This window comes from Micropruina sp. (assembly GCF_027492755.1).
Lineage (GTDB): Bacteria > Actinomycetota > Actinomycetes > Propionibacteriales > Propionibacteriaceae > Micropruina.
Window position 1 is genome coordinate 1 of record NZ_JAPUED010000078.1, and the last position, 17937, is coordinate 17937.

General features: G+C 68.0%; 18 protein-coding genes. 13 read left to right on the plus strand and 5 right to left on the minus strand.

The features are described 5' to 3' along the window. Both Q0066_RS05140 and Q0066_RS05145 read right to left on the minus strand, forming a co-directional pair. The coding region (locus Q0066_RS05140; protein WP_298130748.1) for a glycogen/starch/alpha-glucan phosphorylase at positions 1-973 on the minus strand (973 nt) is incomplete at its 3' end. Positions 974-1059: 86 nt separating this feature from the next. Further along, entirely contained in the window at positions 1060-1563 is a 504-nt protein-coding gene (locus Q0066_RS05145) for a MarR family transcriptional regulator (protein ID WP_298130750.1), read from the minus strand. A gap of 97 nt (positions 1564-1660) precedes the next feature. Between Q0066_RS05145 and Q0066_RS05150 the strand changes: the two genes are divergently transcribed. The 7 genes from Q0066_RS05150 to Q0066_RS05180 all read left to right on the plus strand — a co-directional run bounded on the left by Q0066_RS05150 (position 1661) and on the right by Q0066_RS05180 (position 9261). Beyond that, positions 1661-2317 (plus strand): NAD(P)H-dependent oxidoreductase, encoded by a 657-nt coding sequence (locus Q0066_RS05150; protein ID WP_298130752.1) that lies wholly within the window; start codon positions 1661-1663, stop codon positions 2315-2317. A 211-nt stretch (positions 2318-2528) separates the two neighbouring features. After that, positions 2529-3344 carry a HAMP domain-containing sensor histidine kinase gene (locus Q0066_RS05155; RefSeq protein WP_298130754.1) on the plus strand — a complete coding sequence of 272 codons (816 nt, stop codon included), beginning with the start codon at positions 2529-2531 and terminating at the stop codon, positions 3342-3344. Next, the gene (locus Q0066_RS05160) at positions 3341-4039 is read left to right on the plus strand and encodes a response regulator transcription factor (RefSeq protein ID WP_298130755.1); all 699 of its coding nucleotides are present in this window, start codon (positions 3341-3343) and stop codon (positions 4037-4039) included. Before Q0066_RS05155 ends, Q0066_RS05160 begins: the two co-directional genes overlap by 4 nt. 117 nt (positions 4040-4156) lie before the next feature. Beyond that, positions 4157-5203 carry an ABC transporter substrate-binding protein gene (locus Q0066_RS05165; RefSeq protein WP_298130757.1) on the plus strand — a complete coding sequence of 349 codons (1047 nt, stop codon included), beginning with the start codon at positions 4157-4159 and terminating at the stop codon, positions 5201-5203. Positions 5204-5207: 4 nt separating this feature from the next. Further along, a complete protein-coding gene (locus Q0066_RS05170) occupies positions 5208-6941 on the plus strand; it encodes an iron ABC transporter permease (protein WP_298130758.1) in 1734 nt (577 codons plus the stop codon). Beyond that, complete coding sequence (locus Q0066_RS05175) at positions 6938-8062, plus strand: ABC transporter ATP-binding protein (RefSeq protein ID WP_298130760.1); 1125 nt, start codon at positions 6938-6940, stop codon at positions 8060-8062. The genes Q0066_RS05170 and Q0066_RS05175 overlap by 4 nt, the downstream gene beginning before the upstream one ends. Positions 8063-8097: 35 nt before the next feature. Continuing rightward, positions 8098-9261, plus strand: coding sequence for a PQQ-dependent sugar dehydrogenase (locus Q0066_RS05180; RefSeq protein WP_298130762.1), 1164 nt, complete (start codon positions 8098-8100; stop codon positions 9259-9261). An 18-nt stretch (positions 9262-9279) separates the two neighbouring features. On the opposite strand, the gene Q0066_RS05185 is transcribed toward Q0066_RS05180, so the two are convergent. Next, positions 9280-9447 (minus strand): hypothetical protein, encoded by a 168-nt coding sequence (locus Q0066_RS05185; RefSeq protein WP_298130764.1) that lies wholly within the window; start codon positions 9445-9447, stop codon positions 9280-9282. A gap of 191 nt (positions 9448-9638) precedes the next feature. Between Q0066_RS05185 and Q0066_RS05190 the strand changes: the two genes are divergently transcribed. The 6 genes from Q0066_RS05190 to Q0066_RS05215 all read left to right on the plus strand — a co-directional run bounded on the left by Q0066_RS05190 (position 9639) and on the right by Q0066_RS05215 (position 16141). Beyond that, complete coding sequence (locus Q0066_RS05190; RefSeq protein ID WP_298130765.1) at positions 9639-11168, plus strand: FGGY family carbohydrate kinase; 1530 nt, start codon at positions 9639-9641, stop codon at positions 11166-11168. Between the two features lie 81 nt (positions 11169-11249). Further along, entirely contained in the window at positions 11250-12287 is a 1038-nt protein-coding gene (locus tag Q0066_RS05195) for an alcohol dehydrogenase catalytic domain-containing protein (protein WP_298130768.1), read from the plus strand. A gap of 10 nt (positions 12288-12297) precedes the next feature. Continuing rightward, positions 12298-12948, plus strand: coding sequence for a class II aldolase/adducin family protein (locus Q0066_RS05200; protein ID WP_298130769.1), 651 nt, complete (start codon positions 12298-12300; stop codon positions 12946-12948). A 3-nt stretch (positions 12949-12951) separates the two neighbouring features. Further along, positions 12952-13992: an NAD(P)H-dependent glycerol-3-phosphate dehydrogenase gene (locus tag Q0066_RS05205; protein WP_298130770.1), complete on the plus strand. Its 1041-nt coding sequence runs from the start codon at positions 12952-12954 to the stop codon at positions 13990-13992. 294 nt (positions 13993-14286) lie between these two features. Then, positions 14287-14814: an RNA polymerase sigma factor gene (locus Q0066_RS05210; protein WP_298130773.1), complete on the plus strand. Its 528-nt coding sequence runs from the start codon at positions 14287-14289 to the stop codon at positions 14812-14814. A gap of 1 nt (position 14815) precedes the next feature. After that, positions 14816-16141 carry a hypothetical protein gene (locus tag Q0066_RS05215; RefSeq protein WP_298130776.1) on the plus strand — a complete coding sequence of 442 codons (1326 nt, stop codon included), beginning with the start codon at positions 14816-14818 and terminating at the stop codon, positions 16139-16141. Positions 16142-16203: 62 nt separating this feature from the next. Here Q0066_RS05215 and Q0066_RS05220 read toward each other — a convergent pair whose 3' ends face one another. After that, positions 16204-17133, minus strand: a complete 930-nt coding sequence (locus tag Q0066_RS05220) for a transglutaminase domain-containing protein (protein ID WP_298130779.1) — start codon at positions 17131-17133, stop codon at positions 16204-16206. 265 nt (positions 17134-17398) lie between these two features. Further along, complete coding sequence (locus Q0066_RS05225) at positions 17399-17776, minus strand: hypothetical protein (protein WP_298130781.1); 378 nt, start codon at positions 17774-17776, stop codon at positions 17399-17401. Positions 17777-17937 lie beyond the last annotated feature (161 nt).

Below are 17937 nucleotides of genomic sequence, written 5' to 3' on the forward strand. Positions count from 1 at the left end.
GCTGCAGCCGCAGCTCCTTGCCCTGCGGGGTGGAGTCCTCGGGGTAGAGCACCTTGGAGATGTTCTCGGCGAAGGTCTGGGCCCGGACGGCCTGGGCGTAGTCGCCGGCGTTGAAGATGCTCAGGTCGAACGCCTGAGTGGCCTGCGCGCTCCACAGCCGCAGCGTGTTCACCCGGCCGTTGAGGTAGCCGGGAACCATGTAGTTGTAGGGGACGCCGAGCACGTTCCAGTCCGAAATCCAGCGGGTCTTCTCGACGCCGGCCTCGACGTAGGTCTCGGTGTGCCCACCGAAATTGACCTGCACCGCCGACTCGGGGTGGGCGATCTCCCACGGGTTGCCCAGGGTCAGCCACGAGTCGGGCTGCTCGACCTGCTCGCCGTCGACGAAGGTCTGCCGGAAGATGCCGTACTCGTAGCGGATGCCGTAGCCGATGCAGGGCACGTTCATGGTGGCCAGCGAGTCGATGAAACAGGCGGCCAAGCGTCCCAGGCCGCCGTTGCCGAGACCGGGCTCGACCTCCTGGGCGCGCAGCGTGGCCAGGCTCAGGCCGCAGCTCTGCAGCGCCTTGTCGGCCACGTCGTTGAGATTGGCGGCCAGCAGGTTGTTGCCCAGCTGGCGACCGAGCAGGTATTCGGCGGACAGGTAGGCGACCGACTTGGGCGAGTTCTCGCGCTGCTTGCGGCTGGTCTCCAGCCAACGGGCGGTCAGGTAGTTGCGCACGGTGTGGGCCAGTGCCGTGTACTGATCGTTGATCGACGACCGTGAGAGCGCCACACCGAGGTCGGTGTTCAACTCATGCAGGAATTCCTTGACGAAGCCGTCGACGGTGTGCGGCGGCGGGGTCACCGGAGCCAGTGCGAGCGGATGCGTCTGCGGGAACTGAACTCCCCGGCGGTGCGGCCCGACAGCGGGCGTCTCATCTGCCGGGGTGAGCGGCGAAGGGGCTGACTCGGGCGCGCGTGACTCAGACATGAGGGATACCGTAGCCAACCGATGTTACCGCCAGCACATCGGACCAGCATCGCAGACGTCTGTGACACAGGGTGGATCGGTGTGCTTCAGCAATCGCCGGCCGAGTTGCGCTCCATGGCGTCCATCCAACCGGGCTCGATCTGGCCCACCACAAGGCGAGCAGCCTCGCCCAGCGCGTCGAACTGCTCGGGGGTGAGTAGATCGATCACCAGTCGTCGAACCTCGCGGACGTGTGCGGGTGCTGCCTCGACGAGCTTGCGTCGGCCGGCCTCGGTGAGGTGGGCGTTGACGCAGCGGGCTTCGGCGTTGCGCCGTTCGATCCAGCCGGCCCGTTCGAGTCGGGCGACCGCGTGCGACAACCGGGACGGTGAGCCCTGGGTGTAAGCGGAGAGCTCACTCATTCGCAGCTTGCCGGCGGGCTGGTCGCTCAGCCTCGCCAGCACGTGGTACTCGAAGCTGTTCAGGCCGCAGTCACGCTTGAGTTGCGCATCAAGCGCCGGCGGCAGCGCCATCATCAGGGCCATCAGCGACTTCCACTGGCGGAGTTGCTCGTCGGTGAGCCAGCGGGGCTCGGACGTCTGCTCGGCCATGGCGTCAGGGTACCCCGGAGGCGCCGGTTGAACATTCAAATCGGGTCGACTACAGTGATTTGAACATTCAACAATGCAATCCCTCCAGGAGCCTTCCGTGAAACTTCTCCGCATCGATGCCAGCATCCAAGGCCCGCGCTCGGCCAGCAGCGCGCTCGCCGACCTGGTCACCGCCGAGTTCGTCGCCGGCCAGCCCGAGGCGACGCTGCAGACCCGCCACCTTGGCGCCGACCCGCTGCCCTCCGACCTGTGGGCCACCGCCGTGGGTGCTTCGTTCACCCCCGAGGCCGATCGCTCGCCCGAGCAGACAGCCGCCGTCGCGCGGGCCAAGGAACTCGCCGACGAACTCGCTTCGGCCGACGCCGTGGTGCTCGCGCTGCCGCTCTACAACTGGGGCGTCTCGCAGCACGTGAAGACCTGGATCGACGTGGTGATCGCCGGTGCCCCGGCCGGCACCCGGCTGCTGGACGGCACGCCGACCGTGCTGATCACCACCCGGGGCGGCGGCTACGGACCCGGCACCCCGAAGGAGGGCTGGGACCACAGCATCGACTACCTGCGCCGGATCGTCGGCGAGGTGTGGGGCGCCGACCTGACCGTGATCGAGCGGGAGCTCACGCTGGCCCGGGTCAGCCCGGCGATGGCCGGCCTGGTCGAACTGGCCGACAGTGTGCAGCAGCAGGCCGAGCAGGCCGCCGTCGCTGCCGGTCGGGCGTTGGCCGTCCAACTCGACGAGGAGGCCAACGCCGCCTGAGCTTCGACCGGCCGCCACTCGGCCTTCCTCGGGTGTTCCTGAGCTTCGCCCCCCGTTCTCCGGGCGCGGGCCGTCAATGTGACGTGATTCCGAGAGCCTGGAGCGGGAGGGCGCACCATGGGATAATCGCCCGATCGGTCCGAGGCTGGTGACGCCGCAGCGCAGCGTGCGACCCTGCGGACGCGGTCGTCGACGTGCCGGGAGGTGGAGCGTGGCCTGGATCCTGGCCGCCACCCTGGCCGTCCTGTTGGCGACCGCCAGCCTGGCCTGGCGGCTCCGCCGTCAGCGTGAACTGCTGCGAGCCGAGAATGAGCGCTGGCGCGTCCTCGCCCGTGAACGTGCCGCCCGGGTCGCCGTGGTCAGCCACGAGGTGCGCACCCCGGTCTCGCTCATCGGCGGCGCCTGCGAGTTGCTGCTGGACGGCGCCGCAGGCCCGCTGACCCGACGTCAGGAATCGTTGCTGGACACCATCCGGGTCAAGTCCGATGAGGTGGGCGAGCTGGCCAGGACGCTGCTCACCGACGCCAAGATCGACGCGCAGATCTTCCGGCTCAACCTGTCAATGGTCGACCCGCGCCGGCTGGCCACCGAGGTGGTCCGGGATCTCCGCCGGCTTTACCCGAACCGGATCACGCTGTCGGCCCGGGGTGCGATACCGCGACTGCCGGGTGACCGGGACCTGTTGCGCCAGGCACTGATCAACCTGATCACCAACGCCGCCCGGCACGCCGGTGAAGGGGTGCGGATCGCGGTCACAGTGCGTCCGTCCGACGACGGCGTTCTGGTCACGGTGAGCGACGACGGCACGGGCATGTCGGCGGCCGAGCGGCGGGAGCTGTTCACCAAGGAGTTGGCCGGCACCACTGACACGGGCACGGGGCTGGGCATGTTGATCACCCGCCGGATCGTCGAGCTGCACGGTGGCCGTTGCCTGATCGACACGATGGCCGATCGGGGGACGGCCGTAGTGTGCGCACTGCCGCGCACCGCCGAGGCGCGGCCCCAGCTGACCGAGGAGGGCCGATGACGAACCGTTCGACGATTCTGATCGTCGACGACGAGCCGCGGATGCTCGAGGTGCTCGAGGTGGCGCTGCAGGCCGCCGGCTACCGGACGGTGACTGCTGCGGACGCAGGGGCGGCCTGGCGGTCGTTGACCACCGAACCGGTGGCGCTGATGGTGCTCGACATCATGCTGCCCGGCACCAGCGGCACCGAACTGTGCCGGCGGGTGCGGGAGCACTCCGACGTGCCGATCGTCCTGTTGACCGCGCTGGGCGGTGACTCCGACCGGGTTCAGGGCCTCGAGGCCGGCGCCGACGACTACGTCACGAAGCCGTTCAGCCCCCGCGAACTGGTGCTGCGGGTGGCCGCGATCCTGCGCCGGGTGAGCCATCGGGATCCGCAGGCAATGGCCAGCACTCGGCGCAGCGTCGGCGAGTTGCGGCTGGACGCCACCCAGGTCGCCGGCAGTTACCAGGACCGGGATCTGCACCTGACCGCCACCGAGTTCCGGCTGCTCTGGCTGCTGATGGAGCGGCCCGGCGAGACTGTCGGGGTCGAGTTGCTCACGGACTCGCTGGGCTCGGCGCCCGAATGGGGCGGCCGTGGGTCGCTGCGAACCGCCATCTATCGGCTCCGCGGCAAGCTCACTACCCCTACCGGAGGCATGCAGATCGTCACCGATCACGGTCGCGGATACCGCCTGATCGAAGGTCGGTGAGAAACGTCACCGAATGGTGACGCCCGGTCCCGATTCCGAGGGGTTCGGCCACCTCAGGTGCTTCCTATGATCCAGCCAAGGACCGCTGACGGTCCCAGAATCAAGGGAGATTTCGGGATGAAGAGGATCAAAAAGGCCGTGCTCGCGGGCGGCACAATCGCCGCCCTGGCACTGGCCGGTTGTGCCGTCGAGCCGGGCACCCAGGGGGGAGGTTCGAGCAACACGCTCACCGTCGCCTGTGGTGCCACCGAGGAGTGGTGCAAGGCAATGACCGACGCCTTCTCGGCCAAGTCCGGCATCCAGACGTCGTTCGTCCGACTCAGTTCGGGTGAGACCGTGGCCCGACTCACGGCAACCAAGAACGCGCCGGAGTTCGACGTCTGGCACGGCGGCCCGGCCGATGGCTTCGGAGCCGCGATGGCGGCCGGACTGATCGAGCCCTATACCGCCGAGAACGCGGCGAAGATCCCTGCCAAGTACAAGGACCCGAACGGCAACTGGACCGGCGTCTACGTGGGTGCCTTGGGCTTCTGCTCGAACCAGGCCAGGCTGAAGGACAAGGGCCTTGGGCTACCGCAGTCCTGGGACGATCTGCTGGACCCGAAACTGAAGTCGCAGGTCTCCACCGCGCACCCGTCGACTTCAGGCACCGCGTTCACCACGCTGTGGACGCAGGTCGCCCGGCTGGGTTCCGAGGATAAGGCCATCGACTGGATGAAGAAGCTGCACTCCAACGTGTTGCAGTACACCAAGTCGGGGACGGCCCCGGGCCAGATCGCCGGTCGTGGCGAGGTGGCCGTCGGCCTGGTATTCAGCCATGACTGTGTGCTCTACAAGGAACGCGGCATGACCGACCTGGAGGTGTCGTTCCCGAAGGAAGGCACCGGTTACGAGATCGGTGGGGTGGCGGTCATCAAGGGCGGCAAGAACGCCGACGGCGCCAAGCAGTACGTGAACTGGGCACTGTCCGCAGAGGCGCAGGAACTCGGCCCGGGTGCAGGCTCCTACCAGTTGCCGACCAACCCGGACGCCAAGCTCGACTCGCGCATGGTCGACTTGAACACGATCAAGCTCGTCGACTATGACTTCGCGAAGGCTGCGGCCCACAAGAAGGAGCTCACCGCACGCTTCGACGCCGAAGTCGCGGCGCAGCCCAAGGAATGAGCCGGTGACCGCTCCTGCGACCGCGGCCGGGAACTCCCGGCCGCGGACCCGGCGGAAGGCGGTCGACCCCACCACCGTCGGGGTCGTCATCCTGGTCGTCGGCATTCTGGCCCTGCTGATCATCTATCCGCTGTCCACCGTGTTCGTTCAGGCGCTCGGTCCGGTCGGCTGGGAGATCGTCACCTCGATGATCACCAACCCGGTGAACCGGACGATCGTCGGAAACACATTCCTGCTCGGTCTGCTGGTCGGCGTGATCGGCACCGCACTCGGGTTCCTGCTCGCCTACGTGCAGGTGATGGTGCGGTTCAAGGGCAAGAAGATCATGCATCTGCTCTGCCTGCTGCCGGTGGTGTCGCCTCCGTTCGCCGTGGCCACCGCCGTGATCACGCTGCTCGGGCGGCGTGGCATTGTGACCTACGGCCTGTTCGGCTGGGAGACCAACATCTACGGGCTACCCGGATTGGTGCTGGTGCTGGTGCTGTCCTTCTTCCCGGTGGCCTACATGAACTTCAAGGGCATGCTGGAGAACCTCGATCCGGCCCTGGACGATGCCGCGGCCAACCTGGGGGCGTCGCGCTGGCGTGCCTTCTGGCGGGTCACCCTGCCGATGCTCGTCCCCGGATTTGCGGCTTCCTTCCTGTTGCTGTTCGTCGAGGCGATCGCTGATCTGGCCAATCCGCTGGTGATCGGCGGCGACTTCACCGTATTGGCTTCGCGAGCGTTCATCGCGATCACCGGTGAGTACGACGTCGCGGCCGGTTCGGCCTACTCGCTGGTGTTGCTGATGCCGGCGGTACTGGTGTTCCTGGTCCAGCAGTACTGGGTGGCGCGCAAGAGCACGGTGACCGTCACCGGCAAGCCGGCCGGTGCTCGGCGCCAGTTGACCCATGCCTCCGGGCGGGTGCCGCTGCTCGCCTTCGCGGTCGTCGTCGGCCTCGTCGTAGTAGGCATCTACGCCACGGTGCTGGCCGGTGCGTTCACCTCCATCCTGGGCATCAACAACACGTTCACATTGGACAACTTCCGCTACGTGCTCAGTGGGATCGGCAACGAGGCGATCGCCGACACCACCGTGCTGGCGCTGATCGCGACGCCGGTCGCCGGCCTGCTTGGCATGTTGATCGCATGGCTGGTGGTGCGCAAACTCAAACGGGGCAACGGCCTGCTGGACTTCCTCGGCATGCTCGGCCTCGCCGTCCCGGGAACAGTGATCGGCATCGGCTACGCGATCGCCTTCAACAACCCTCTGATCATCGGCAACCGGATGTTCCTGCCCGCACTGGGCGGCGGGTCGGCACTGTTCGGCGGGGCGATCGCCATCGTGATGGTCTACGTGATCCGGTCGGTGCCCTCGGGCCAACGGTCCGGCATCGCGTCCCTGAAACAGATCGACCCCAGCATCGACGAGGCCGCCGCTTCGCTGGGCGCGGACAGTGTGACCACGTTCCGCAAGGTCACCCTGCCGCTGATCCGACCGGCCTTCCTGTCCGGTCTGATCTATGCGTTCGCCCGATCGATGACGACCCTGTCACCGATCATCTTCATCACCACACCGCAGACCAGGATCATGACGAAGCAGATCCTGGCCGAGGTCGACGCGGGCCGGTTCGGCAACGCGTTCGCGTTCTGCACCCTGCTGCTGATCATCGTGGTGGCCGTCATGGGCCTGATGAGCCTGTTGGTGCACGGTCGCTCCGACGTTCGGACGGCGACGAATCTTGGAGGAGGAGCATGACCATCGCGCAGACGCGGACCGCCGACACCGGACGGATCGAGATCAGTCAACTGGTCAAGGAGTTCATCGGCCGCGACGGCCCGACCACCGCGGTCGACCATGTCGACCTGCACACCGAGCCGGGTGAGTTCATCACCCTCCTGGGGCCGTCCGGCTGCGGGAAGACAACGACCCTGCGGATGGTGGCCGGGTTCGAGCACCCGACCTCGGGCGACATCCGTCTGGACGGTGACGACATGACCCGGCTGACCCCGGACAAGCGTCCGATGTCGATGGTGTTCCAGAGCTACGCCCTGTTCCCTCATCTGAGCGTGCGGGACAACATCGCCTTCGGGCTCAAGCTGCAGCGGTTGAACGCCAAGGACATGAACGACGCCATCGAGGGTGCGCTGGTGTCGATGGATCTGGTGAAGCTGGCCGACCGGGCGCCGAACCAGCTCTCCGGCGGTCAGCAGCAGCGGGTGGCGCTGGCCCGGGCCATGGTGATGCGGCCGAAGGTGCTGTTGTTCGACGAACCTCTGTCGAACCTGGACGCCAAGCTGCGGGTGCAGATGCGCACTGAGATCCGCGGGCTGCAGCAGCGGCTCGGCATCACCGCGCTGTACGTCACCCACGACCAGGACGAGGCGATGTCGCTGTCGGACCGGATCGTGGTGATGAACAAGGGCCGGATCGAACAGATGGGCACGCCGGACGAGATCTACCGGCGACCGGCCACCGTGTTCGTGGCCGACTTCATCGGCAGCGCCAACTTCCTGGAACCGTCCGCGGTCAGCTTCGCCGGCGGAGTGGCCAACGTCAGGGTGCTCGGGTCGGAACGCCCCCTGCCGTACGCGCCGGGCGCCGAGCAGGCCGAGACCCATTCGGTGCTGGTGCGTCCCGAATCGGTGCACGTGCAGCGTGCCCGCGAGGTGCCCACCGAGGGCGATGCCGTCGTCGGTGGACGCGGACGCGTGTTGCGGGCGGTGTTCTACGGGGCCGTCGTCGAGTACGAGATCGACACCAACGCGGGCACCATCGTGGCCGTGGTCGCCGATCCCGACCCGTCCGCGATCCTGCACGAGGGCGACCTGGTGGAGGTGGACTTCCCGCCGTCCCGGGGTTGGCTGTTGCCGGCCTGAGCAGACCTCCACGGCCGGCCGGGTACCTTCGGAGGATGGCAGACCTTCGCGGCATCGTCGCCTTGGCGGTGGCTCTGACCCTGGCTGGCTGCGGTGCCCCGCAGCCCACTCCCATGGAAACTCCGCCGGGGTCGGCGGCGGACACGCCGAGCGTGCCGCCGTCGGTCCCGGCCACAGCGAGCCTTCCGGCGGCCGAACCACTGAGTGGCACCCCGTTCGCAGTCCAGGAGCTCGGCCGGTTCGACGAGCCGTGGGCGATGACCTTCCTGACCGACGGCGACGCCCTGATCACCGAACGGGCCGGACGCCTCGTGCTGCGGCACGCCGACGGACGCAGCACCGAGGTGACCGGCGTCCCCGAGGTGGTGCACCAGGGTCAGGGCGGCCTCGGCGACGTCATCGTGTCGCCCGACTTCGCCACCGACCACACCGTCTACCTCAGCTGGGCCGCGCGTGGCACCGGTGGTTCCGGTGCCGAGGTCGGCCGGGCCACCCTGATCAACGACGCCAACGGCGCTCGGCTGGACGGCCTGAGCGTGATCTGGCGGCAGCAGCCCAAGACCAGCGGCAACGGTCACTACGGCCACCGGCTGGCATTCTCGCCCGACGGCGCCCACCTGTTCGTCAGCTCCGGCGAGCGGCAGAAGATGACGCCGGCCCAGGACCGCAGCAACACCTTGGGCACCATCGTCCGGATGGACCCCGACGGCGGCAACGCCGAGATCTGGAGCTACGGTCACCGCAACCCGCTGGGCATCGCCTTCGACGCCACCGGCAACCTGTGGAGTTCGGAGATGGGGCCGCAGGGCGGTGATGAGCTGAACCTGATCAGGCAGGGCCGCAACTACGGCTGGCCGCTGGCCTCCAACGGCTCCCACTACGGCGGGGCCGACATTCCCGACCACAAGCCGGGTGACGGCTTCGAGGCTCCGTTGGTGTGGTGGAACCCGAGCGTCTCGCCGGGCAGCCTGATGATCTACTCCGGGGCGATGTACCCGCAATGGCAGGGCGACGCGTTCATCGGCGCACTGTCCGGCCAGGCGCTGATCCGGGTCGACCTGGACGGCACGAAGGCCCGCAAGGCCGACCAGTGGGACTTCGGCGACCGCGTCCGCGAGGTCGAACAGGCGCCCGACGGGTCGATCTGGGTGCTCACCGACGGTTCCGAGGGACGGCTGCTGCGGCTCACCCCCGCCTGACCGGGTCGCGCGGAGCGTTCAGCTGATGACGACAGGGGTGTCGAACGGTTCGACGCAGAACCCCAGCAGCGGACGGCAGCCGAGTTGGGTGGGTCGACACAGCCATCCGGCCAGCAGCACGGCCACTCCGACGCCGACGCCGCGGAGCGTGCGCCGGGGCCGTCCGGGTGCTGGGGAGGAACGCATGGAGCGACGCTAAGGCGGCCTGACCCACGTTTCACATCGGATGCGTGAAAAACCTTTCTGTTCGGTTTGCTGAGAACACCCTTACCTCACGGTCCCGCCACGCCTAGATTGGGGGCAGCATGGCGCCGACACCGATCGTCGGACGCCTGGGACAGATCGGCTCAATGTGGAGTCGGGACAGGGAGTACCAGATGGGCAACAGCGATCCGTTGGTCATTGCGATCGACACGTCGACCACGTCGACCAAGGCGATCATCGTCGATCCGAACGGCAATGTGCTGGCACAGGCCAAGCAGGAGTTCCCGCTGAGCAATCCGCGGACCAGCTTCTACGAGCACGATCCGCTGGACTGGTGGAACACCACGAACGCGACCGTCGGCAAGGCCATCTCCGGGCTGAAGAAGAAGCAGCGCAAGCGCATCGCGGCGATGGCGATGACGCATCAGCGGGAGACCTTCGCGCCGTTCGACGAAGACGGTGTGCCGCTGCGTTCGGGCATCATCTGGATGGACGGCCGGGCCGCCGACCAGATCCGCCGTTACGGCACCCCCGAGATCCATGCGCTCTCCGGGAAGCCGGCCGACATCACCCCGGCGCTGTACAAGCTGGCCTGGGTCAAGGAGAACCAGCCCGAGATCCTGCCGGAGGCGTACAAGGTCGTCGACGTCCACGGCTACTTGGTGTTCAAGCTCACCGGCCAGTGGGTCAGTTCGGTCGCCTGCGCCGATTCACTGGGCCTGTTCGACATCGCCAAGCAGGACTACGACCCCGGCCTGCTCGAGATCGCCGGCGTCCGCCGCGACCAGATGAGCGACTTGAAGAAGCCGGGCGAGATCATCGCCGACATCGACCCGTCGATCACCCACAACTGGGGCCTGGACCACACCATTCCGCTGGTCGCCGGCATGGGCGACGGCCAGGCGGCCGGTGTCGGTGCGGCCGCGGTCTCCGCCGACACCATGTACCTCAACCTCGGCACCGCCGTGGTGGCCGGCGTGCACGGTCCCGACTACGCCTACGGCAAGGCCTATCGGACGCTGGCCGCAGGCATCCCGGACTGGTACGACTTCGAGCTGCTGGTCAGCTCGGGCGCCTACCTGGCCACCTGGTTCCGTGAGGCGCTGGGCAACCCGGCACTCGGCGCTCGGCCCGATCCCGAGCTCGAGGCCGGTGCGGTGGCACTGCCGGTGGGCTCGCTGGGCTTGATCACCATGCCCTACTGGAACGCCGTCCAGACCCCGCACTGGGATCCGGTCGCCCGTGGTGCCGTCGTCGGCTGGCGCGGCATTCACAAGCGTCCGGCGATGTACCGCTCCATCCTGGAGGCCATCGGCATCGAGATGCGCAACGGCCTGGAGGGTCTGGAGGCCGACACCGGCACCAAGGTCACCCAGATCCGGGCGATGGGTGGCGGCACCCGCAGCCCGCTGTGGCGGCAGATCATGACCGACGCGATGGGCGTCCCGATCACCGCCTGCCTCGAGGACGAGATCTCCGCGATGGGTGCGGCCGTGGCCGCCATGTCGGTGACCGGCGTGCACGGTGAGCCCGACATCGCCGTCTACGCCGAGAAGATGGCCCAGTTCGGCGACACCACCGAGCCCGACCGGGACAACTACGAGCTCTACGGTGAGGTGGCCGCGATTCAGAAGAAGCTCTACCCGGCGCTGCAGGAGGTGAACGAAGACATCCACTCCTTCATGGAGCGGCATCCGGGCTGAGTCCTCGACACGGGAGGCGTCGGCATCGACGCCTCCCGTGTTATCGCCCTTCCCCTGCAGGACGAATGACGAGGAGTGCACGTGCGTGCCTACATGTTCCATGGACCCGGCGATCTCCGGATGGAGGGCGTCGAGCCCGGTAAGCCCGGTCCGGGGGAGGTCGCCGTCGAGATCAAGGCGGCAGCCACCTGCGGTACCGACCTGAAGAGTTACCGTCGCGGCCATCCCACCCTGTTCCCGACGCTGCCGGCCCGGTTCGGCCATGAATTCGCCGGAATCGTCACCGAGGTCGGCGAAGGAGTCACCAAGTTCGCTCCCGGCCAGCGGGTCGTCGCCGCCAACACCTGCCCCTGCGGCTCGTGCTGGGCCTGCACCATCGGCCGCGAATCGTTGTGCGAGAACCTGCAATACCTCAACGGAGCGTTCGCCGAGCAGATCGTGATTCCCAAGGCGATCGTCGAACGCAACACCTACGAGATCCCCGAGACGCTGCCGTTCGAGGCGGCGGCACCCCTGGAACCGCTGTCGACGGTCGTCCACGGCATGGCCGAGAGCGGCATCGCGCTGGGGGACACGGTGGTGGTCAACGGTGCCGGCCCGATCGGCCAGATGTACATCCGCCTCGCCCAGTTGCGCGGGGCGTCGGTGATCTCGGCGGACATGTCGGCCGGACGGCTGGCCCAGGCCGAGGCGGCCGGTGCCATCGCCACGGTGAACCTGAGCGAGTACGAGACCACCGCCGAGCGAGCCGCCGCGATCCGGGCGATCACGCCGCACGGACGTGGCGCCGACGTCGCCGTCGAGGCGGTCGGTCTGCCGGAGGTGTGGGAGCAGACCGTGCAATGCCTGCGTCCGGGCGGCACCGCCGTATTGTTCGGCGGGCCGAAGGCGGGATCCACGTTCACCGTGGACGCCGTCGCTATGCACTACAAGGAATACAAGATGGTCGGCGTCTACCATCACGCACCGCGCTACGTGCAGATCGCCGTCCACCTGCTGTCGACCGGGAAGTTCGACGGCTTGACGCTGTGCACCGAGGTGCGTCCGCTCGACGCGCTGGTGGAGTCGCTGGAGGACATGTCCCGAGGCGTCGGCAGCAAATACATCCTGAGGCCGTGAGGAGAGATTGATGCTTTTAGCAAACGAACGCGAGCAGATCGTGGAGGCCTGCCGGTTCATGCAACGCGAAGGACTGGTGGTCGGCACCGCCGGCAACGTGTCGGTGCGGGTCGGCGACCAGGTGGCCATCTCGCCCAGCGGCGTGGCCTACGAGTCGATGCGGGCAGAGGATGTCGTGGTCACCGACCTCGACGGCACCATCCTGGAGGGTGCGCTGAAGCCGTCCAGTGAACTGCCGCTGCACCTGGCGGTGTACGCGTCCACGCCGGCCGGGGCGATCACCCACAACCACGCCCCGGCGTCCACCGCGTTGGGTCTGGTGGTCGACGAGATTCCGCATTCGCACTACTACTCGGCAATGTTCGGCGGAACGGTGCGGGTGGCGCCGTTCGCCTTGTTCGGCACCGACCAGCTGGCGATCAACGTGGCCGACGCGCTGCACGAGCGCACCGGTGCGCTGATGGCCAACCACGGTGCCATCACCACGGGCGCCACCTTGGACAAGGCCCTCTCGCTGCTGCCGTACCTGGAGTACATCTGCGAGATCCAGCTGCGGGCAATGGCCACCGGTCAGCCGGTCAAGCAGATCACCGATGACGAGATGGCCCAGGCGGTCGTCGGCATGTCCACCTACGGGCAGCAACCACGAAAGGAAGGCTGAACCATGGCGATAATCACGATTCTCGGCGCGGGGGCGATGGGCTCCGCGCTGGCCACCCCGCTCACCCAGGCCGGTTGGGAAACCCGGTTGTGGGGGACCTGGCTGGACGACCATCTGCTCGACGCCTGCGAGGCCGGCAAGCCGCATCCGCGGACCAACGTGCCGTTGGCGCCGGGCACCAAGCTGTACCGCTCCGACCAGCTCGATGAGGCCCTCGAGGGTGCCGACGCGGTGTTCATCGCGGTGGCGTCGGTCGGTATCCCGAAGATCACCGAGATGGCGCTCAGCGCAATCTCCAAGGCGTCGGTGCTGCTGTGCACCACCAAGGGCTTCTGGACCGACCCGGACGGCCGCATCCAGCTGCTGCCGGACGCCATCCGTGCCATCGCCGCGGACAAGGGCGCCCTGCTGCCGCCGATCGTGGGCGTGGGCGGCCCCTGCAAGGCCAACGAGGTCGCCGAGGGCAAGCCGACCGCGACCATTTACGGCTCGCTCCACGAGGCCTCGGCGATCCGGATGGCCCGCGAGATCTCGACCGACGTGTACCGGATCGAGCCGACCACCGACGAGGTGGGCGTCGAGGTGTGCGCGCCGATGAAGAACGTCTACGCGATCGCGCTCGGTATCGCGGACGGCCTGGAGGAAGGCACCGGCCTGCCGCACCACAACCTGAAGTCGGCGATCTTCGCCCAGGCGGTGCGCGAGATGTCGATCGTGTCGACCGAGCTGGGCGCCCGCCCCGAGACGGCCTTCGGGCTGGCCGGCGTCGGTGATCTCGAGGTGACCGGGCTGTCCGGCCGCAACAAGGTGTACGGCGTCCGGATCGGACGTGGTGAGAACGCCATCGAGGCCCTGGCCGCGATGGAGGCCGCTGAGCAGACCGTCGAAGGGGTCCCGGCCGCCGGCCTGGCGCTCACCCTGGTGCAGCAGCGCGAGGGTCTGCTCGACCGGCTGCCGCTGCTCCAGGCGGTGACGGCGATCATCGCCGGTGCCGAGGATCCGGCGGGCCTGGCTGCCGCCGCGGCGTTGCCGCCGCGGATCTGAAGTCTCGGCGATCGGCCGGCCCGCGGGTGGACCCGGCCGGCCGATCGCCGTGTTGGGGCCGTCGCCTGTCCGGTCTGCCGCACCTGCGGCTTGTGGTGCGTGCCCGACCTTGTTTGAAGGCGAACTCATTCTCTCCAGGCCGCCGATATCCACCAGGAAGCGACTTGAGTTCAGCTGTCGACGAGCCGATCGTGCGAGCGAGAAGACATGAGGACGGTTGCCTGGAAGTAAGGTTTCGGCTCCGAGCGACATGTAGAGGGTGTGGGAGCAATCGTCGAGCCGGCCGGTCCGGACATGGCCGAACGCCGACCGGTGAATTGGCGGCCCCCGGTCGATGACCGGACGCGGACGAAGTTCGTCGCGGTGTACACCCACGAGCATCCGCGGCTGGTCGCGTTCGTACTGCGCCGTACCGGGGACCGCGGCGTTGCCGAGGACGTCACTGCCGAGGTCTTCCGGATCGCCTGGGAGCGGGTGGGCGAGACGATTCCGGATTCTGCCTGGCTATTCGTCACCGCGAGGAACCTGACCATGGCGCATCATCGCGCCACCCGGCGGTCGGCGATCGTCCGCCAGCGGCTGATCGACGCCGGTTTCGAGCGAGGCGATGATCCTGTCGATAGACGGGGTGAGCAACTCTTGGCGGCGCTGGACGCCCTGCCGCTCGATCAGCGTGAACTTCTAACGAGCCACTACTGGGACGGCCTGAGCGGCTCCGAGTGTGCGGCGTTGGCCGGTTGCTCGGTGGGCGCGGTCTGGGTGCGGTTGCATCGGGCGCGCGCGGCACTCCGGGTCGAGATCGACAAGCTGAAGGGTGAATGACATGCGACTGACCACGTTGCTGCGCCGGGCCGATCCGTGGCCACACCCCGAGCGCGGGCTGTCGACCCGGGCCCGGGCAGAACTGCGAGCCCTGGTCGGCCCCGAAACGGAGGCGCCTGTCCCGTCACGGCCCGTTGTGCGGCGCCGCGGTCGGCGGCTGCCGGTGCTGGGCGCCGCGCTCCTCGCTGTCCTTCTCCTGGTAGCGGTCCCGGTGTTGCAGCGATCGGTTCAGGGTGTGCCAACGCCTCCGGTCGCGTCCGTACGCGCATCCGCGGTCCCGCCGGTAACCGGTCGCTGGATAGAAGCGGCCTCCGCGCCGCTCTCGGGACGCCGCGACGCCCTCACGGCGTGGGTTGCCGGCTCCTTCCTGGTGGTGGGCGGAACGACCACGCGGCCTTGCACGGCGCGTCAGGGCTGCGGCGACGATCCCGCCACGCTCTCCGACGGCGCCCGCTACACACCGGCGACCGATACATGGGAGGCGATTGCCACGGCACCAGTACCGCTCGGCCGGGCTGGTGAGGCGGCCAATCCCTACCAGGCGACGACGGTCATCGGGCACAGGCTCTACGTGCTTCAGGGGGGCGTCTTCCTGTCCTACGACGCGGACATCGACCGCTGGACGAGTCTGGACGCGCCGCCCACCACTGTCTACCTGGCCGGCGCGGCGGGCGATTCGGTCATCGCCTTCCCGGTCTCCGTCTGTGGTGACGACACGATCAGGACCTGCCGTGCCACCGAGCGGATGCCCTATCTGCGTTACGACCCGGACGCCGCCAGCTGGACGAAGCATGTGACCCGCTTGGCTGTGCCGAGCAGCGTGTACGGAGCCACGGTCGTGGGCGGTCAGCTGGTCGTGTCGTGGCTGGAGCGGAACGGGATCGGGGCGGCGAGCGTCGACCTCCGCCGCGGCACCACAGCCGTCCGGTCGCGATTCCCGACCGGGCAGCGGCCCATGCCGGTGGCGGTCGGGAACTGGGCGGCGTGGCCGCGGGACTCACGCCGGGCGTGGCTGCTCGACCCGCTGACATTCACGACTCCGCGTGTCGTGCTGCCGACCGAACCTGGGGCCTTGTGGGTCAGCGTCGGTAGAACGCAACGGAACCTGCCCCTTGTGGCGGCAGGCATGATCGTCCTCCGGGGCCAGTTCTACGACCCAAGCACCGGCCTATGGTCGGCTGTCCCTGCGCTCCCGGTTCCTGCCCAGGATCCGGTGATAGCCAGCGGCGGCGACGCGGTGCTCGCCTGCAATGGCTGGGACGGTACCGGCTACGCCACGTCCTGCTTCCTGCTCCGGCCAGAGCCAGCGAGCCAGAAACGACCCTAGACAGCGTGGGTCAGTTGCGGCCGCCGCCGGTGCGACGACTGATCGCGCGATCGACGTGCCCTTCAGTCCCGACCCAGCGCCACGCGAACGGGTGGCTCACCTCTCGGCGAGAATCGGAGCACCTCGTCGCCGACGTGAACCCGGCTGTCGATCTCGTACATGTCCCGCAGTGTGTGCTCGGCGGTCGGATCGCCCCGATCTGCCAGCCGAACCAGCTCGGCAAGTGCGTCGCCCATCCCGAAATCGATCGGGGTCCCGGGTAGCGGCATCGCACCCCAACTGTCCCAAAGCAGCAGTTCGTCGCCGAAGCGGTGGGCGACATCCATGATCAGGTAGGAAAGCACGAATGTGGCTCCGGTGAACTCCACCGGGCCGATCCTGACGCCGAGGTCGTCGATCGAGCGCCCATGCTGTCGATGGCCGGTCCAGGCTGCCGCCGCGGTGAGGAACGGGGAGTCATCAGAGATGGAGATGTCGCGGGGGTTGGTGACCCGGCCGCGCGGCTCGGCGAGCCCTGGATCGAAGCGGACCCATCTGTCGTCGACCCAGGCCTCGGCCACTACGTGATCAACGCGGGAGTTCGGACGCAGATAGTCGGCAAAGCCCACTCGGCTCCGCGCTGGAATGTTGTGCTGACGCAGAACGCCGACGGCGAGCAGGGTCTGGTCACGACAACAACCCTGGACACGCTCGGGTTCCGCGCGCGGGGACGAGAGCGGAGTGCCGTGCCGCTGCTGGTCGATGTCCAGGATTGCGCTGAGCCAGCGGGCGTTGATGTCGTCATTGCTGTGCTCGGGTAGCTGCGTGGTTGCGTACCGGTAGTGCGCGATCAGGTTCTGCGCCACAGCGGATGCGCTGGCGATAGTCGGATCGACCTGGTCGAGGAGCGCAGCATGGTGGCCGGGATCCGAGTAGGCCGAATGCCGTGCATAGCTCCTTGAGTGCGGGCTGCAGTCGGCTGCTTCGGAGCATCGCCGCGGCGTGGAACACATGCTCGTACGCTAGCCGCCGCCTTTACAGGGAACGGGAGATGCTCTCCCGCGGCCGACCGATCGCGCGATCGGCCACTGGTGACGGGATCGATGACTGTTTCGGGCTATTTCCCGAAAGTGGTGGACGTTTCCCGACAGTAGTGGTGGATCGCGCGATCAGTGAGCAGGCGACGGGGGAGCGCAGTGCGGAGATCCCGGCGTTCGCCGGGATGACGGCTTGGGCGAGGGATGAGGGTTTGGGCGGGCGGGAGGCGGAACCGCTGCGTCAGATCGCGCGGGCGACCCAGGGGAAGCGGCGGTCGACCTGGGGGTCGTAGAGCGGGACGCCGAGCGCGTCCAGGGTCTGGATCGCCGGGTCCATCACGGTCAGATCCTTGACGTTGTGGAAGGTGAGCACGACGAAGGTGCCGCCGGTGATCCAGACGTCGAAGGAGCCGTGGGACGGATGGGAGAAGTGGTAGGTGTCGGTCCGCCGCCAGGTGCCGTAGACGATCGACAGCTCGTCGAGTACGCGGTCGGTGTCCAGCGGTGCCACGTCTTTGACCCGGCGGCCCTTGATCAGCTTCAGATAGGTGCGCCGGTCGGCCACGCGGTTGCTGCGCCGGCCGTCGGGGTAGGCCCAAAACGCCAGTTGGTAGCTCATGTCACTCCCAGGGGTACCGATCTAGGGCGAAATTTAGCGAGCGGGCCGCGCCGGAGTGGGTACCGACGCGGCCGTTTCAGCGAAATCTCGGACGAGGGTGTCGAAGGGTCTCGACAAGCTCGACCAGCGGTGGGGACGACCGGTGGTGGGCAGAGGTCTCG

Coding starts and splice junctions, on each gene's coding strand:
- Q0066_RS05145 (WP_298130750.1), bottom strand. CDS start 1,563: ATGGCCGAGCAGACGTCCGAGCCCCGCTGGCTCACCGACGAGCAACTC.
- Q0066_RS05160 (WP_298130755.1), top strand. CDS start 3,341: ATGACGAACCGTTCGACGATTCTGATCGTCGACGACGAGCCGCGGATG.
- Q0066_RS05165 (WP_298130757.1), top strand. CDS start 4,157: ATGAAGAGGATCAAAAAGGCCGTGCTCGCGGGCGGCACAATCGCCGCC.
- Q0066_RS05175 (WP_298130760.1), top strand. CDS start 6,938: ATGACCATCGCGCAGACGCGGACCGCCGACACCGGACGGATCGAGATC.
- Q0066_RS05180 (WP_298130762.1), top strand. CDS start 8,098: ATGGCAGACCTTCGCGGCATCGTCGCCTTGGCGGTGGCTCTGACCCTG.
- Q0066_RS05185 (WP_298130764.1), bottom strand. CDS start 9,447: ATGCGTTCCTCCCCAGCACCCGGACGGCCCCGGCGCACGCTCCGCGGC.
- Q0066_RS05190 (WP_298130765.1), top strand. CDS start 9,639: ATGGGCAACAGCGATCCGTTGGTCATTGCGATCGACACGTCGACCACG.
- Q0066_RS05200 (WP_298130769.1), top strand. CDS start 12,298: ATGCTTTTAGCAAACGAACGCGAGCAGATCGTGGAGGCCTGCCGGTTC.
- Q0066_RS05205 (WP_298130770.1), top strand. CDS start 12,952: ATGGCGATAATCACGATTCTCGGCGCGGGGGCGATGGGCTCCGCGCTG.
- Q0066_RS05210 (WP_298130773.1), top strand. CDS start 14,287: ATGGCCGAACGCCGACCGGTGAATTGGCGGCCCCCGGTCGATGACCGG.
- Q0066_RS05215 (WP_298130776.1), top strand. CDS start 14,816: ATGCGACTGACCACGTTGCTGCGCCGGGCCGATCCGTGGCCACACCCC.
- Q0066_RS05220 (WP_298130779.1), bottom strand. CDS start 17,133: ATGTGTTCCACGCCGCGGCGATGCTCCGAAGCAGCCGACTGCAGCCCG.
- Q0066_RS05225 (WP_298130781.1), bottom strand. CDS start 17,776: ATGAGCTACCAACTGGCGTTTTGGGCCTACCCCGACGGCCGGCGCAGC.